Raw genomic sequence first — 14,103 nt, forward strand, 5'->3', positions numbered from 1 at the left:
AGCGGTGCTCGAGCGCACGGAGGTTGGATTCGGATGCGGCGCCCAATCATTTTCGGCCAGATCACTATCGAGGTGCCCGTCTCGGTGACGCTCGGGTTGATCACCACAGCAGGCCGTCTTGCTCGAAGCTCGCCGATAACCAGACACAAAGCGCTGCCACTGCGCCGCAAATTAATCCCATCACCAGCAGCATCGTGTCGAACCGCTCAAGGCCGAGGGTGAGAATTCCAACGGCTCCTCCCGAAACAATCATCCGGATCAGCCGGTGGACTTCCCATCGGACGAGGATCACGTCGCTTGACCATGCCAACAGCACCATAATGACGATGTACGTTTTCGCTGCATCGCCGACCAAGATCGTAAAGACCAGCCATCGTGAGAACGTCGAGTTCCACCCTGACCAAAGCGCCATTGTCGCCGAGATCATCGTGACTCCCACGAGCGGACCGACCAGAGAAAAGATCAAGAGTCGTTTCATGCCTACAGCATAGCGGACCTGCAGACTTTGCTATGTGCAGATTCCCAGGAGATTTTCCGTGCAACGCCTCATCCGAACGACGATGCGGATCCCTTGATCGCCTCTTCCCAAGCGGCGATCGCGTCCCCCAAAAGGATGCGGCCACCCTTTGGGGGAAGGGTGGCCGCGCGCGAACCGGTCTGGGACGGGGAGGGGTGGGGATGTGACCGGGTCGCGTAACCAAAAATCCTTCTGCTCAGCGCGAGCTTGCCGTTGCAACTGCCGGGCGGCTGTCACCGAGCGAGACCCACACGTTGGGATCGCTCTGCGATTGCCGCTTGACGAAGCGGTAGCCGGTATCCGTCCAGGCGACGATGCTCTCGTTCTGATTGTCGAGAACGAACTCGCCCTTGTCGGTCTTCACCGTCAGCACTGCGTGGCCTTCGCCCTTCTTGTCGCGGACCACCGTGATCAACAGCGCCTCGCGCGGCCAGCCGGCATCCATCAGCATCTTGCGCTTCAGGAGCACGTAGTCCTCGCAGTCGCCGTAGCCGTCCGACGGCAACGACCATTTCTCGATCACGCCCCAATGATCCATGTCGGTCATCGGCTTGATCGTTTCGTTGACCCACTTGTTGACCCGCACGAGGTCGCGCCAAGCGGTCTGCGACATCACGATGTCGCGTGGCTGCGTCGCACCACCGCGGCAATCGCCGGGGTTCTCGGTGCAGAATTCGACCCAGCCGATCGGCGAACGCGCGACGTCCCCCAGGCTGGCGTAGACCACGTCGCCGGCCTTGGCCGACACGCATGTCGCAAACAGGATGGCGGCGACCGCCAAACCTTTCCCCTGTCCCCTGAACCCAAACATCGTGGCCCCCGTTTTTCTTGTTGGGACCACGTTTGACACAAACGATTTTCGCCGCCGCTAAGTGCGCAAGGTAGATTTGACGCGAATACTGGTAAAAGGCGCGGCGAATTCGATCTGTACTTGAATCGAATTCGCGTAAAATTTGAAACGACTGCAATTGATTCAAATTTTATGCATTAACGGGGCAAACGCTGGGCCAAGCGTGGTTTGCCGCCGCAAACGGTTCCGATATTAACCGCTGAATCCGCCGTCCACATACGCCGAAGGCGGCCGCCGGAGCACCGGAGGCCGCCTTCGCGGAGCAAAAATCGGGGGTTTTGCGCGGGGTTTCGCTTTACCTCGCGGTAACGCTCTCTTCGAGGGTTTCCGCAGCCTGCTCGTGGACGAACTCGAGCGCAAAACCTTCCTCGAGGTTTCGCACCACGCGCGCCTGCACCTTGCCGAGCATCACCAGCGACTTCAGCGGCGGGCGGTTCTCGGCGGCGATGGCCGCGCCCGACAGCGAAAGGTCGATGATCCGGCAGGTCATCCGGGTGCCGTCTTCCTGCGTGAGCAGGGCGATCGGGTTGCGCGGCACGATACGATCGTGGCGGCGGTCTTCCGGCAGGTTGAGGATGTCGCGGTTGGCGAGCCAGGTGAGCTGGGCGGCGAGCTTGTCGCGCTTGCGCGCGGTGGCCCCGATCGTCATCGCAAAGCCGTTGTCGATGATCCGGGTGATGCGGCCCTCGACCCGGCCGATATGGTCGAGATAGGCGATCACGCGGTCGCCGACATTGCCGATGCCGGGCGCCAGCAAAGCCAGGCCACCCGGGGACATATTGATGATCTGGCAGGGAAACTCACGCCGGTCAGGCAGCATGTAGCGGCCGAGCAGGTGCACCTTGACGCGCTGGAAGCGCCGCCGTTCCTCCGCAACCGGGACGACGGAAGTTTTCTTCTGTGCAAACGACATCACCGCAGCCCGACCACCGTCCATTCGGAGCCCCGACGACCCTACGGCTGACAGGGTTAACGGGGCGTTACATCGGCGTGCATCAAGTACAGGCAGGCGGCCTGCGGTTGAGTGACGCGCGGCGCGTCGGCCAGGGGAACCAGGCGCCTCCGAGTGTCGTCCTGGCGAAAGCCAGGACCCATTACCCCAACTGGTTGTTGTTGCGCGACGCAGTGGCTAACGTCCCGCTCTCAACCAAATTCGGTGGTTATGGGTCCTGGCTTTCGCCAGGACGACGGACATGGAGAGGCCGGCGTGCAGGTGCGTCGTTTCGCAGCCGATATTGGCAACGCCGACTGCTTCACCTAGCCTCGCAACGACAAGACGTGGGAGGAACAACCGATGCAGCAGATCCGCGTCTGCACGCATGAGGGGCCCGGCGCAAAGCCCGTCATCCGCACCGTGCCGTGGCCTGACGTCGGCAAGAAGGCGGCGCTGATCAAGGTCGGCGCCTGCGGCGTCTGCGGTACCGATCTGCACATCCTGAAAGGGCACTGGCCGAAACCGCTGCCGTGGCCGTTCACGCTCGGTCATGAGCTTGGCGGCGTGATCGTCGAATGCGGTCCCGAGTTCACCGAGGACTTCATGAGCAAGCCGCTGACGGTCGGCTCCAAGTTGATGATACCGCCCTTGATGCCGTGCGGCCGCTGCTACTACTGCATCCATTATCCAGAGAGCGCCAACAAGTGCCTGACGCCGGTTTATTACGGCCGCTATCTCGGCTTCGACAAGCCGCCGCATATGTGGGGCGGCTGGGCCGAATATGTCTATGTCGATCTCGACATGCTGCCGGGCACGAAGATCTACAAGCTGCCGGATGACATGTCGCTGCGGCTCGGCGCACTCTCGGAGCCGCTGACCTCCTGCATCCGCGCCTTCAACCGCGCGACGCGCGCCGGCGGCTTCAGCTGGGGCGACACGGTGGTGATCCAGGGCTCTGGCCCGATCGGCATCCTCGCGGTCGCCGCCGCGCAGGAGATGGGGGCGGGGCGCGTGATCTGCGTCGGCGCGCCGGAGACGCCGCGGCTTGCGCTGGCGCGCAAGTTCGGCGCCGAGGCCACCGTCGACATCGAGCAGCACAAGACGGCGGCGCAGCGCATCAAGGCGGTGCGCGACATCGTCGGCGGCTTCGGTGCCGATCTCGTGATGGATTGCTCGGGCCATCCGACCGCCGGCCCCGAGGGCATCGAGATGCTGCGCGACGGCGGCACCTATGTCGAGATGGGCCAGTTCACCGATGCCGGCTCGATCGACACGTCGTGGCACCGCATCTGCACCAAGGACCTCAACGTGCTCGGCTCCTGGGGTTTTACCGGCAACGACCTGCCGCTCGGCGTCGACATGCTCTACCGCACGAGGAGCAAATATCCCTGGCTCGACATGCAGACCATCTATCCGTTCACGGAAGAGGGCGTCGGGCAGGCGGTGGCGGATGCGATGGCGATGAAGACGGTGAAGTCGACCATCGTGCCGTGGCCGGAGCTGGTCGGGTGAACCCGGCACCACAATCCTGTTGCAGTGCGTCCTAGCTGATGCTGGCACGGCCCCTGATGGGGCTCGCCGTGGCGGCGGCGCGGCGCTAACATCCGATCATGCAATCGAACAGGGTGCCGCCCACGCAAGGGACGGGCGCGACGTTTGCGTGGGGAAATGCGTCGGAGGATTTCGCGCTGTTCAGGACGCTGACCGCGGAACAGCGGCTGATCGCATTTTCGGCAATGACCCGGCGGGACCTCGTGCGCGGCCAGTTGCTGGTCGAGCAGGGCGGCGCCTCGGACGCCCTGTTTCTGGTGCTGCACGGCGCGCTCACCGTGTACCGGACCGATCATGCCGAGCCGATCGCGGAGCTGCGCGCCGGCGAGCTGGTCGGCGAGATCGGATTCTTCGCCAATATCCCGCGCACCGCCAACGTAATTGCGATCCGCGACAGCAGCGTGCTGGAGCTGACGCGCGCCGCCTATGCCGAGCTCGCACGGGAAACGCCTGAGATCGTCGAGGCGCTGCTTGCCGCCCTTGCGCGGCGATTTGCCACCGAGACCGCACGGCTGCTGCCGGTGCGGGCGTCGCCGCGGGCCCGGACCGTCGCGCTGATCGCGGGCGGACACGCGCCGGCGCCGCCCGCGTTCGAGCAGCGCCTGCGCCAGAGCCTTGCCGCCGCCGGTGCCGAGATCGTCGACCACGCGCGTATTCAGGCGATGTTTCCCGGGCACGCGCTCGATGCATCCGAGGTCGCCGGCTGGCTCAACCGGATCGAGTATGACGCGCCGCTGGTGGCCTACTTCGGCGGCCACGACGCATCGGACTGGGCGCGCAAGGCCATTCGCCAGGCCGACCTCGTGGTGTTCATCTGCCGCGGCGATGCGCCGCCGCCGGCGCTCACCGAGATCGAGAGTTTTGCCTGCGGCGTGCACGGCGCGTCGGCGCGGCGCCTCGTGCGTGTCCACGATCACCGGCGGCACGAGGTCAGCGGCACCGCGGCCTGGCTGGCGCGAGTGCCATGTCACATGCACCATCATGTCGCGCTCGAGGACATGATCGATATCGACAGCCTGGTCCGCTTCCTGTGCGGGCGCGCCGTCGGCTTTGTCGCCGGCGGCGGCGGCAGCCTCGGCACGGCGCATGTCGGGATCTACAAGGCGTTCCGCGAGCGCGGCGTGATGTTCGACATCTTCGTCGGCACCAGCGTCGGTTCGGCGATGGTCGCCGGCTTTGCCAAGAACTACGACGCCGAGCACCTCGAACGCGGCACGCACGAGATCTTCGTCTCCAGCCGCAGCTTCCGCCGCCCGACCTGGCCGCGCTATGCCTTGCTGGACCACAAGGCCTTCGATGCCGCGCTGGCCGATCAGTACGGCCACGACTGCCGGATCGAGGATTGCTGGCGGCCGTTCGCCGCGGTCGCGACCAATCTGTCGACGCACAGTCTCGAGTTGATCAGAACCGGCCTCTTGTGGCAGGCGGTGCGGGCATCGAGCGCCATCCCCGGCCTGCTGCCGCCGTTCTATACGCGCGACGGCCTGATGCTGGTCGACGGATGCCTCGTCGACAACGTGCCGCTGGCGCAGATGCATCAGATGAAGAGCGGCCCGAATCTGGTGGTCCATTTCGGCGAGCCGGCCACCGAGATGTTCGATGTCGATTATGCGGCGCTGCCGGGACGCTTCGAGCTGCTCGCGTCGCTGCTGATGCCGTTCCGGCGGAAGTCGCTGCCCGCAGCGCCGAGCGCCGTCAACGTGTTGTGGCGCAGCCTCGTCGCGCACCAGCGCTACGACACGCTGCCGACCACGCCGTTCGATATGGTGATGCGCCCGCCGACGCCTGACGGCATCGATGTGACCGATTTCGACCGCCATCAGGAGATCTTCGAATCGTCGTACCGGTGGGCAAATGAGACGATTGCCGCACTCGAGGCGGCGCAGCATCCGGCCGTTGCCGCAATCCTCGCATCGGTCAAGGGCGCGGATCGCGCGGCAGCGATGAGCAAGCAGGTTTCCGACGAGGTGCGTGCCGGTTGAGCCGCTTGCAGGCGGTGGAGAAGTCGACCATCTTCCGGACTGCAATCCGGAGACGATGATGGCTTTCGATTTGATTCTGCGCGACGGACGAGTGATCGACCCGTCGCAAAAGCTCGATGCCGTGACCGACGTGGCGTTCAGTGGCGGCAGGGTGGCCGCGGTCGGCAACGCGCTTGCCGCCGGTCCCGCGACTGAGATACGCGATGTCTCCGGACTGATCGTCTCGCCGGGAATCATCGACCTGCACACCCACGTCTATTGGGGCGGCACCTCGCTCGGCATCGATGCCGAGGAATTCTGCCGCGCTTCGGGCGTTACCACCGCGGTCGACACCGGCAGCGCCGGGCCCGGCAACTTCGCCGGCTTCCGCAAGCATGTGATCGAGCCGAGCCAGGTCCGCATCCTTGCCTATCTGCACGTCTCGCATCCCGGCATCTTCGGCTTCTCCGACCGCGTGATGGTCGGCGAGAGCGAGGAATTGCGGCTAATGAATCCGGTCGACGCGGCGCGCGTCGCCGACGAGAACCGCGACCTCATCGTCGGCATCAAGGTGCGCGTCGGCCTGTTCGCCTCGGGCACGTCGGGCGTCGTGCCGCTCGAGATCGCGCTGGAGGTGGCGGAGCAGGTCGGCATGCCCTTGATGGCGCATATCGATCATCCGCCGCCGAGCTATGAGGAGGTGCTGGCGCGGCTGCGGCCGGGTGACGTGCTGACGCACGCGTTCCGTCCATTTCCGAACACGCCGGCGACCGCACAGGGCACGGTGAAGAAGGTCGTGCTGGAGGCGCGCGAGCGCGGCGTGCTGTTCGACATCGGCCACGGCAAGGGCTCGTTCGCCTTCAAGACCGCGCGCGCTATGCTCGCCAACGGCTTCTATCCGGACACCATCTCATCGGACATCCATCAGCTCTGCATCGGCGGCCCGGCGTTCGACCAGGTGACGACGATGTCGAAATTCCTCTGCATGGGGATGTCGCTGCCGGACGTGATCGCGGCCTCGACCGTCAATGCCGCGATGGCGCTGCGCCGGCCGGAGCTCGGCAGCCTGAAGCCCGGCAGCGTCGGCGACGCCACGCTGCTCTCGGTCAGGGAAGGGCAGTTCGATTACGTCGACGTGGTCGGCGAACATCTGACTGGCGATCGCAAGATCGTGTCGGAAGGCGTCGTGATCGGCGGCCGCTGGTGGCATCCGCGATAGCTGGAGCATCGAATGACGTGTGTGGCCTTCTGGATAGCGAGCATGGCCGGATTGGCGATCGCCTATCTCCTCGGCTCGACACCCACCGGCTATCTGGCAGGGAAACTGCTGAGGGGCATCGATATCCGCGAGCATGGCTCCAGATCGACAGGCGCGACGAATGTGTTGCGGGCCCTGGGGAAGTGGCCTGCCTTGGCGGTGCTCCTGGTCGATGTGTTGAAAGGCGTTGCAGCCATCGCCTTCGCCCGCTGGTTTTATCCCTGGTTGTACACGTTGCCGTTCGTCACGCCGCCGCCGGCGCTTGATCCGCAAACCTGCGCCTCCTGGGCTGTCTGCCTTTCCGGACTTGCGGTCTTGCTGGGACACGGCCGTTCGGTCTGGCTGAATTTCACCGGCGGCAAATCCGCTGCGACGGGCCTGGGTGTGCTGCTGGCGATGTCCTGGCCGGTCGGCCTCGGTGCTGCGGCGGTCTTTGCAGCCGTGGTGGCTGTCTTCCGGATTGTTTCGCTCGGTTCTATGCTGGCGGCGCTCACGGCGATCGTCCTCGTGTGCAGCCTTGAGCACCCGTTGCCCTATCGCCTGCTGGTCATCTTAGGCGGCATCTACGTCATCGTGCGCCATCGTGCCAACATCCAGCGGCTGCTGGCCGGCACGGAGGCGCGGCTCGGGCAAGGCAGTCCGGAAACAAACATCAAATCGTGAAATTCAGGCCGGTCGTTTCGGGGACGCGGCAACGCCTCTCCCCGTCGGGAAGAGGTGGAGCGAACCCGCGGTCAAATCGATTCAACTTCATCCTGTTCCAGTCGCGTACGGACCGAGGTTTTCTGGCAGGTCGCGCCATGATGCTCCAGAGCGCAAGATCCAGAAGATGCCATTGAGGACACGACGGTCATTCACTCGTGGCCCGCCGCGCGCCTTATTCGGCAGCATCGGCTTAATGGCAAACCATTCATTGTCTGTGAGTTCGTAGCGCACGATTCGGCCCCATCCGTCTGGCGGATTGAATCATGGCTCGGCTGTTAGGCTCATCCGGTCGCTATGCAACCGTAAGCGGACCTATTATGCTCATCTTGAGTTTTGTCGTTCATGACCCATAGCTGAACCAAGGCCAGATTTCAGGTTTTCGAACCGTAACGTTCTCGCCGATTTCGAAGCTCATCAAGTCCTCGCCGACCTCCAGCGGCCCCTCATAGGTTTCACGGGTTGCGGCGATCAGCGCTTCGATGGTCGGGGCAATTACGGTCTGACTGGCGAGCATGACGAGGTGGGTGAAGGCGGCGAGCTTCGGCCGTGTCTGCGCAAACACGCGTCCGGCTTCCTGCGGCGAGGTGTGATGATTGATGATGCGCTGGATGTCGGCTTGGCCCAGCAGTTCCGGCGGAGCCATCGCAACCTCGTGCACCAGCAGATCGGCTCCCTCGCCGTAGCGGAGCAAGTTCACGTTGTAGCGAGTGTCGCCGGAGATCACCGCGACCCGGCCTTGATACTCAATGCGAAAGCCATAAGCCGGCTTGATCGCGTCGCCATGATCAACGGTGAAGGCGATGACGCGCAGGTCGCCGGCTTGATAGACGACACCGTCTTCACCAAATTCTTCTACTGTGACTGCCACATGCTCGCGGGCGAGCTTTTCGTCCTCGACACGAATCTCGATGTCGTGCGCATAGGCTGCTTCCAGATGATGCATGAGTCTCGCTGTGCCAACCGGGCCGATCACGTTGAATGGTCGCCGACGGTTGCCGAAATGCGAGCTTAGCCAGCCGGTCAGCCAGAGATCTGGAATGCCGACCGTGTGATCGGAATGAAAATGCGTAAGCAACAGCGCATCGATCCGGCCGATCGGAACACCGAGCTGAAACAATCGCATAGCGGCGCCTCGGCCGGCATCGATCAGCACAGTGTGGCTGCCGGCTTCGATCAGCGTGCTTGGGCCAAAACGATCAGGACGGGGGATTGGCGTCCCCGTCCCGAGGAGCGTCACGCGAAAATCTGATGTCACTGTTACTGGACCTTGATGCCGGCGTCGGCGACGACCTTGTGCCAGTGCGAAACCTGATCGCCGACCAGCCGGCCGAATTGCTCGGGCGTGCCGCCCGCCGGTTCGGCGCCGATCTTTGCAAGCGCCTCGCGCGCTGACGGCTTCTCCAGCACCTTGTTGATGGCAGCGTTGAGCCGCACGACCGTTTCCTTCGGCGTGCCATGCTTGACTGCGAAGCCGGTCCAGTCCTCGACCACCAGTGAAGGATAGCCGGCTTCGATGATAGTCGGCACATCAGGAAGAAGCGGCACACGCTTCGGTCCGGTCACCGCCAGCGCCCGCAGCTTACCGGTCTTGATCAGATCGACGACCGGCAACATGGTGATGAACATGAAGGCGTTGGTGCCGTTGAGCAGATCGCCGATCGCCTGCGGGAATTGCGCATAGGGAACGTGCTGGGCACGCGTGCCGGTCTGCTGCTTGAATTGTTCGCCGATCAGGTGGGCGGGCGTGCCGAAGCCGCCGGACGAGAACGTCAGTTTGTCGGGCTGGCTCTTCAGCAATGCCACCAGGTCCGCGACCGTCTTGGCCGGCACCGAGGGGTTCACCACCAGCACGTTGTAAGAGACTGTCGCCTTGATGACCGGGTCGAAATCCTTGTCGAGATTAAACGAGATGTTCGGCACCAGCGACGGTGCTGCAACCGACGGCACCGACATCGCATAGAGGCTGTTGCCATCCGCCGGCTGAGTCAGGACATCGGTCGCTGCGATGGTGGTCACGCCGCCGGGCCGGTTCTCGACGATGACGCGCCAGCCTTCGGCTTCCGTCAGCTCTTTGGAGACGATGCGGCTGATGATGTCCGGCGGCGTACTGGCCGAGAACGGCGCCACGAAACGAATCGTCCCCGTTGGAAACGAGGTCTGCGCTGATACTTGTGGTGCTGAGGCTGCGAGCAGGGCCAGGGTCGCAACGGACAATGAGGCGCTGCGGAAAAACAGGTGGGGTCTCATGGAAAGCTCCATCAAACGCTGGGTTTTTCAATGGCAATTCCAAAGTTGCAACCTGCAGGCACGCCACCTTCGGACGCGCTGGCTGGATTTGCCAGAAAAATCGACGTATGTTTCACATTGTGGAATGCTGCGCTCCACATTGTGGAACGGAGGATGGCGGTGGCGGGTCCAAAAATCATCAAGAGCCTGGAGCGGGGCCTTCGTGTCCTGCAGGCTCTGCAGATGCAGCCCGATTCCTCGCTGCATCAGCTTTACGTCTTCACTGGTATCTCCAAGCCAAGTCTGCTCCGCATCCTTAACACACTGGCACGGTCCGGCGTGGTCACCCGGCGGCTCGCGGATGGGAGTTACCGCATCGGCGCGACGCTTTCGCGCGCGCCGTCTCGCCGGGAGCGTCGCGATCGGATCGCGGAAGCCGCCGCTCCGGTCCTCGAGCGGCTGTGTCGGCGCGTTTCGTGGCCTTCGGATCTCATGGTGCCGGCAGGAGACCACATGGAAATCCGTGAGACCACCCGTGCGCGCAGCCCGATCTTGTTGCAAGAGGAGAGGGTTGGTCTGCAGGTGAACTGGTTGCTGACCGGCGTTGGACGAGCCTATCTGGCCTACTGTCCGGCCAAGGAGCGGCAGGAGATCATCGAGATGCTGCGGACTTCGAACAAGGCCGAAGATCGTCTCGCGCGAGAGCCCGCGCGTCTGAATACGATTCTCGCGGAAGTGCGAGCACGCGGCTACGCGACGCGAGACCCCACCCATGTCGGGGGCTGGTATGGCAAGCCGCCGCACGCGGACGGCTTGATCTCAATTGCTGTTCCCCTGCGCGATGGCGCGCGCGTTCTGGGCTCGATCAACATTGTCTGGCTCAGGACCGCCTTTTCGGTGGAGGCCTTCGCCACTCGGCATCTCGAAGAACTTCAGGACGCTGCATCGGAAATTGTCAGTTCGGTGCGAGGTCGCCGAGCGCGCTGAGGGCGGCCTTTGGCCCTTCTCGGAAGTCCGACAACATCCGCCTTCGCGACCCTATTGGAGACAACGGACATCGATTCACGCGGTTGATTTATGAGTACGCGGCCTAGTCTTTTGGGATATGCGCGCCGAACCTGTAGTTCACCCCGACGCGGACCGCATCGGTTCGCACCTGCGCGTCGGAATCGAAGACCGTCGCCATGCCGGCGGCGGGATTCGGCGTGGCGCGGAACGAGCCGAGGTCGGAGTGGAGGTACTCGATCCGGCCAGTCCAGTTGCCGAACAGCCGGCTTTCCAGTCCGGCGCCGACGGCCCAGCCGAAGCGGAACGTGTCGACCTTGAAGGGAGTCGTGATGGCTGCACCTGATGTCGTGAAGCCCGACACCGTTCCCGACGAACTGACGGTCCCGAACGGGACGCCGGCGGTGACATAGGCCAGCGTCTCGGGCGTGACGGCGACGCCGACGCGGCCGCGCAGCGAGGCCATCCAGTCCAGCCGATAGTTGAGGTCGGCCGACATCGGAGCGTCGAGCGGCAGCAGCGCCGGATTGCAGGCTGCGGTGGGACAACTGCTCGACGACCGGCCGCGCTGGTTGCCGTAGACGACGTCGCCCTCGATGCCCGCCACCATCCGTCCCATCGTCCAGTTGTAACCGGCCTGGATGCCGAGGCCGGCATGATCGAGCGCCGCACTTGGACGATCGCCGTCAAGCGGCGTCTGGCTCGCATTGTCGATGAATCCGGCATACGTCTTCGCCGTGCCCCAGGCATATCCGGCATTGCCGCCGGCATAGAAGCCGCTCCAGTCCCATGCGGCGGCGGAAGGCGCCTTGCGAAAGGTCGGCGGGGTGTCCTGTCCGCGCACCGCGCCGATCGCCGTGTTGGCGGGCGCGTCGGCGCCGTATCTGACATTGAGGAACAGCTTGAAGGTCCGGCCCGGCTGCAGGATCTCGTCCTTGTGGAACTGGACGGAGTTGCGGACGTCGGCGTTGAGCAGATTGTCCCCGATCACGCCGGTCGCCAGCTCGACCGCGCCCCACGGTGAATCCGTCCACCGCTGCCGGTGCTCGATCTGCAGCTTGAGCAGATTGTAGCCGTCGGTCGGCGTATCGAACCGGGCAAAATCGTTCTGCTTGAACGCGTGCAGCAGGTTTAGCCGCGCGTACCACGCGTCGCTGCGCCAGTAGACGCCGCCGCCGAGCCGCATCGCCGGGATGCGCGGCACGTTGCTGCCGTCGGTGAAGGTGGCGCGCACCATGTCGAACTGGCCGTCGATGCCGAACAGCCCGCCGGAGAGCGGCGCGACGTCCCACTGCCACGACAATTCGCCGCCGCGGAAGATCGCATCGCGCTGCGAGTAGGCGACCTGGATGTAGTCGCCGGTGCCGCCCGCGACGCAGGTCGCAAAGGTCGGCCCGCACAAATTGCCCGTGGCCTGGCCGAAGATGAACTTGTCGTAGCGGGTGTAATAGACGTTGGCATCGAACCGGAAATCGCCGCGCGTCCGCTTCAGGCCTATCTCGGCGGTGTTCGCGGTCTCCAGCGTCAGGTCGGGGTTGCCGATCTTGAAGGTCTTCTCGGAATCGTCGGGGCCGCTGGCGAACAGTTCGAGCGCGCGCGGCGCGCGCTGGATCCGCTGCAGCGTCAGGCTGGCCTGCAGATAGGAAGGCAGGTCCTTGATCACGCCGAAGCTCAGGCTGGTCGGCAGGAAGTCGGAGCGCGACGGCGAACTCGGCACAACGGCCGGCGGCGGCAGATAGCTCGACGGAAATCCGAACGAGGTGCCGGCGACGTCGACGGATTCGACGCGGGCGGCGAACTGGGTCCGCAGCGTGTCGGTGTGCCGCATTTCCTCGAAGAGGTAGCCGGCCGCGGTCGTGGTCTGCGCCGGCAGCAGGATCGCCTGGCCGAGCGTGTCGAGGCGCTGGTGGGCGCCCTGCACGCCGACGATGCTGGTCAGGGCGCCGAGCGGCGTCGCGATGGGCTGGCCTTCGACCTCGATCTTGCCCTCGGTCTGCCGGTTCTTGAACGTCGCGCCGATGGTCTGGAAATTTCCAAAATTGGTCTGGTTGAGATCGATCTCGTCGTGGCGATAGTCCGAATAGCCGAGCCAATAGCGCACCGCGGCGATCGCGACGGCGTCGGGGCGATACTCGCCCTTGCTCATGATCTTGGTCTGCTCGAGGTCGTTGTGCTGCTGGCTCTCGGCGGAGGCGATGCCGGGCACGTGGTAGTCGCTGGTGAAGCGCGAGATCGACAGGCCGGCATAGCCGCCGTCGAACAGATAGGAGCCGCCGATCGCGGCGCCCGCGGCCCGCATCGCCGAGTTCGGCTGCCGCCCGTCGAACGCCGGCGCCGGGCTCGGCGGCACGAGGTAGGGATAGCTCGGAATCCGGTAGTCCTGCGCGCCGCGGCTGTAGACGTCGGCGTGCACGGCGGCGTTGCCGGCGCCGGCATCGAGCAGCAGGCCGCTCTCCCAGCCGCTGTCGCCGGACGTGACGGCAGAGCGCAACTCCGCCGCCATGCCGCCGGGCGGCGCGGCGGTCGGAATCCGGTTGTTGGTGACATCGACGATGCCGCCGACCGCTTGCGAGCCGAACCGCAGCGCACCCGGTCCGCGGAAGATTTCGGTCTTCTGCAGCGCCAGCGGGTCGAGCGGCACGCCGTGATCCTGCGCGATGTCGGAGACATCGACGCTGCCGACGCCGTTTTCCTGAATCCTGACCTTGGCGTCGGACAGGCCGCGCAGCACCGGGCGCGCGGACTGGGTTGAAAGGCCGGCCGAGGTGGCGCCGGGGGCGGTGAAGAACAAATTGCCGAAGCTCGTGCTCGTGCTCGACTGGATCTGGTTTCCACTCAGCGCCGACGGCGCGAAAGGCGGGGCATTGGACGCGGTTGCCGGTGGCGGCGTCGTTGCTGCGGTTGCCGGCGCGGGCGTTGTGCGCGCTGCCGGGCGTCCGGCCGGTGCGTTGCGCGCGGTGCGGCGCGCCGCCTTCGGCTGCCGCCCCTCGACCGTCACCTCGGGAAGCTCGATCTCGGTCGGCCGGGCTCCCTGCATGGGTGCCGCGGCCGGCGGCCGCGCTGCGGATGCGGGTGCCGGCGCATCGGGTACAGCGG

General features: G+C 64.8%; 11 protein-coding genes and 1 pseudogene. 5 read left to right on the forward strand and 7 right to left on the reverse strand.

The genetic code is table 11. The annotated features are described in order from the left end of the window. Positions 1–100 precede the first annotated feature (100 nt). From J6500_RS13485 to J6500_RS13495, 3 genes are all read right to left on the reverse strand, one after another. Positions 101–427 carry a hypothetical protein gene (locus J6500_RS13485; protein ID WP_225713190.1) on the reverse strand — a complete coding sequence of 109 codons (327 nt, stop codon included), beginning with the start codon at positions 425–427 and terminating at the stop codon, positions 101–103. Between the two features lie 286 nt (positions 428–713). Continuing rightward, a complete protein-coding gene (locus J6500_RS13490; protein WP_225713191.1) occupies positions 714–1,328 on the reverse strand; it encodes a transglutaminase-like cysteine peptidase in 615 nt (204 codons plus the stop codon). A gap of 334 nt (positions 1,329–1,662) precedes the next feature. Beyond that, positions 1,663–2,280, reverse strand: coding sequence for a PilZ domain-containing protein (locus J6500_RS13495; protein WP_211987133.1), 618 nt, complete (start codon positions 2,278–2,280; stop codon positions 1,663–1,665). 381 nt (positions 2,281–2,661) lie between these two features. Here J6500_RS13495 and J6500_RS13500 point away from each other — a divergent pair, with 381 nt between their 5' ends. From J6500_RS13500 to plsY, 4 genes are all read left to right on the forward strand, one after another. Next, positions 2,662–3,813 (forward strand): zinc-binding dehydrogenase, encoded by a 1,152-nt coding sequence (locus tag J6500_RS13500; RefSeq protein WP_225713192.1) that lies wholly within the window; start codon positions 2,662–2,664, stop codon positions 3,811–3,813. Positions 3,814–3,911: 98 nt separating this feature from the next. Continuing rightward, entirely contained in the window at positions 3,912–5,834 is a 1,923-nt protein-coding gene (locus J6500_RS13505; protein ID WP_225713193.1) for a patatin-like phospholipase family protein, read from the forward strand. Between the two features lie 58 nt (positions 5,835–5,892). Beyond that, entirely contained in the window at positions 5,893–7,032 is a 1,140-nt protein-coding gene (locus tag J6500_RS13510; RefSeq protein ID WP_225713194.1) for an amidohydrolase/deacetylase family metallohydrolase, read from the forward strand. Between the two features lie 21 nt (positions 7,033–7,053). Further along, a complete protein-coding gene (gene plsY, locus J6500_RS13515; RefSeq protein WP_225713282.1) occupies positions 7,054–7,734 on the forward strand; it encodes a glycerol-3-phosphate 1-O-acyltransferase PlsY in 681 nt (226 codons plus the stop codon). A gap of 99 nt (positions 7,735–7,833) precedes the next feature. Here the strand turns inward: plsY and J6500_RS13520 are convergent. The 3 genes and pseudogenes from J6500_RS13520 to J6500_RS13530 all read right to left on the reverse strand — a co-directional run. After that, positions 7,834–8,010 (reverse strand): annotated as a pseudogene (locus J6500_RS13520) (transposase); the annotation flags it as partial. Between the two features lie 106 nt (positions 8,011–8,116). Further along, positions 8,117–9,013 carry an MBL fold metallo-hydrolase gene (locus J6500_RS13525; protein ID WP_225713195.1) on the reverse strand — a complete coding sequence of 299 codons (897 nt, stop codon included), beginning with the start codon at positions 9,011–9,013 and terminating at the stop codon, positions 8,117–8,119. Between the two features lie 20 nt (positions 9,014–9,033). After that, positions 9,034–10,023: a Bug family tripartite tricarboxylate transporter substrate binding protein gene (locus tag J6500_RS13530; protein WP_225713196.1), complete on the reverse strand. Its 990-nt coding sequence runs from the start codon at positions 10,021–10,023 to the stop codon at positions 9,034–9,036. A 30-nt stretch (positions 10,024–10,053) separates the two neighbouring features. Between J6500_RS13530 and J6500_RS13535 the strand changes: the two genes are divergently transcribed. After that, positions 10,054–10,989, forward strand: coding sequence for an IclR family transcriptional regulator domain-containing protein (locus J6500_RS13535; protein ID WP_225713197.1), 936 nt, complete (start codon positions 10,054–10,056; stop codon positions 10,987–10,989). Positions 10,990–11,092: 103 nt separating this feature from the next. On the opposite strand, the gene J6500_RS13540 is transcribed toward J6500_RS13535, so the two are convergent. Further along, positions 11,093–14,044, reverse strand: coding sequence for a TonB-dependent receptor domain-containing protein (locus J6500_RS13540; RefSeq protein WP_225713198.1), 2,952 nt, complete (start codon positions 14,042–14,044; stop codon positions 11,093–11,095). Between the last annotated feature and the right edge of the window lie 59 nt (positions 14,045–14,103).

The organism is Bradyrhizobium semiaridum, from assembly GCF_020329505.1.
GTDB lineage: Bacteria > Pseudomonadota > Alphaproteobacteria > Rhizobiales > Xanthobacteraceae > Bradyrhizobium > Bradyrhizobium semiaridum.

Bases quoted from the DNA above. Each gene is read 5' to 3' on its own strand.
- J6500_RS13485 (WP_225713190.1), bottom strand. From the start codon at position 427: ATGATCTCGGCGACAATGGCGCTTTGGTCAGGGTGGAACTCGACGTTC.
- J6500_RS13490 (WP_225713191.1), bottom strand. From the start codon at position 1,328: ATGTTTGGGTTCAGGGGACAGGGGAAAGGTTTGGCGGTCGCCGCCATC.
- J6500_RS13495 (WP_211987133.1), bottom strand. From the start codon at position 2,280: ATGTCGTTTGCACAGAAGAAAACTTCCGTCGTCCCGGTTGCGGAGGAA.
- J6500_RS13500 (WP_225713192.1), top strand. From the start codon at position 2,662: ATGCAGCAGATCCGCGTCTGCACGCATGAGGGGCCCGGCGCAAAGCCC.
- J6500_RS13505 (WP_225713193.1), top strand. From the start codon at position 3,912: ATGCAATCGAACAGGGTGCCGCCCACGCAAGGGACGGGCGCGACGTTT.
- J6500_RS13510 (WP_225713194.1), top strand. From the start codon at position 5,893: ATGGCTTTCGATTTGATTCTGCGCGACGGACGAGTGATCGACCCGTCG.
- J6500_RS13530 (WP_225713196.1), bottom strand. From the start codon at position 10,023: ATGAGACCCCACCTGTTTTTCCGCAGCGCCTCATTGTCCGTTGCGACC.
- J6500_RS13535 (WP_225713197.1), top strand. From the start codon at position 10,054: ATGGCAATTCCAAAGTTGCAACCTGCAGGCACGCCACCTTCGGACGCG.
- J6500_RS13540 (WP_225713198.1), bottom strand. From the start codon at position 14,044: ATGCAGGGAGCCCGGCCGACCGAGATCGAGCTTCCCGAGGTGACGGTC.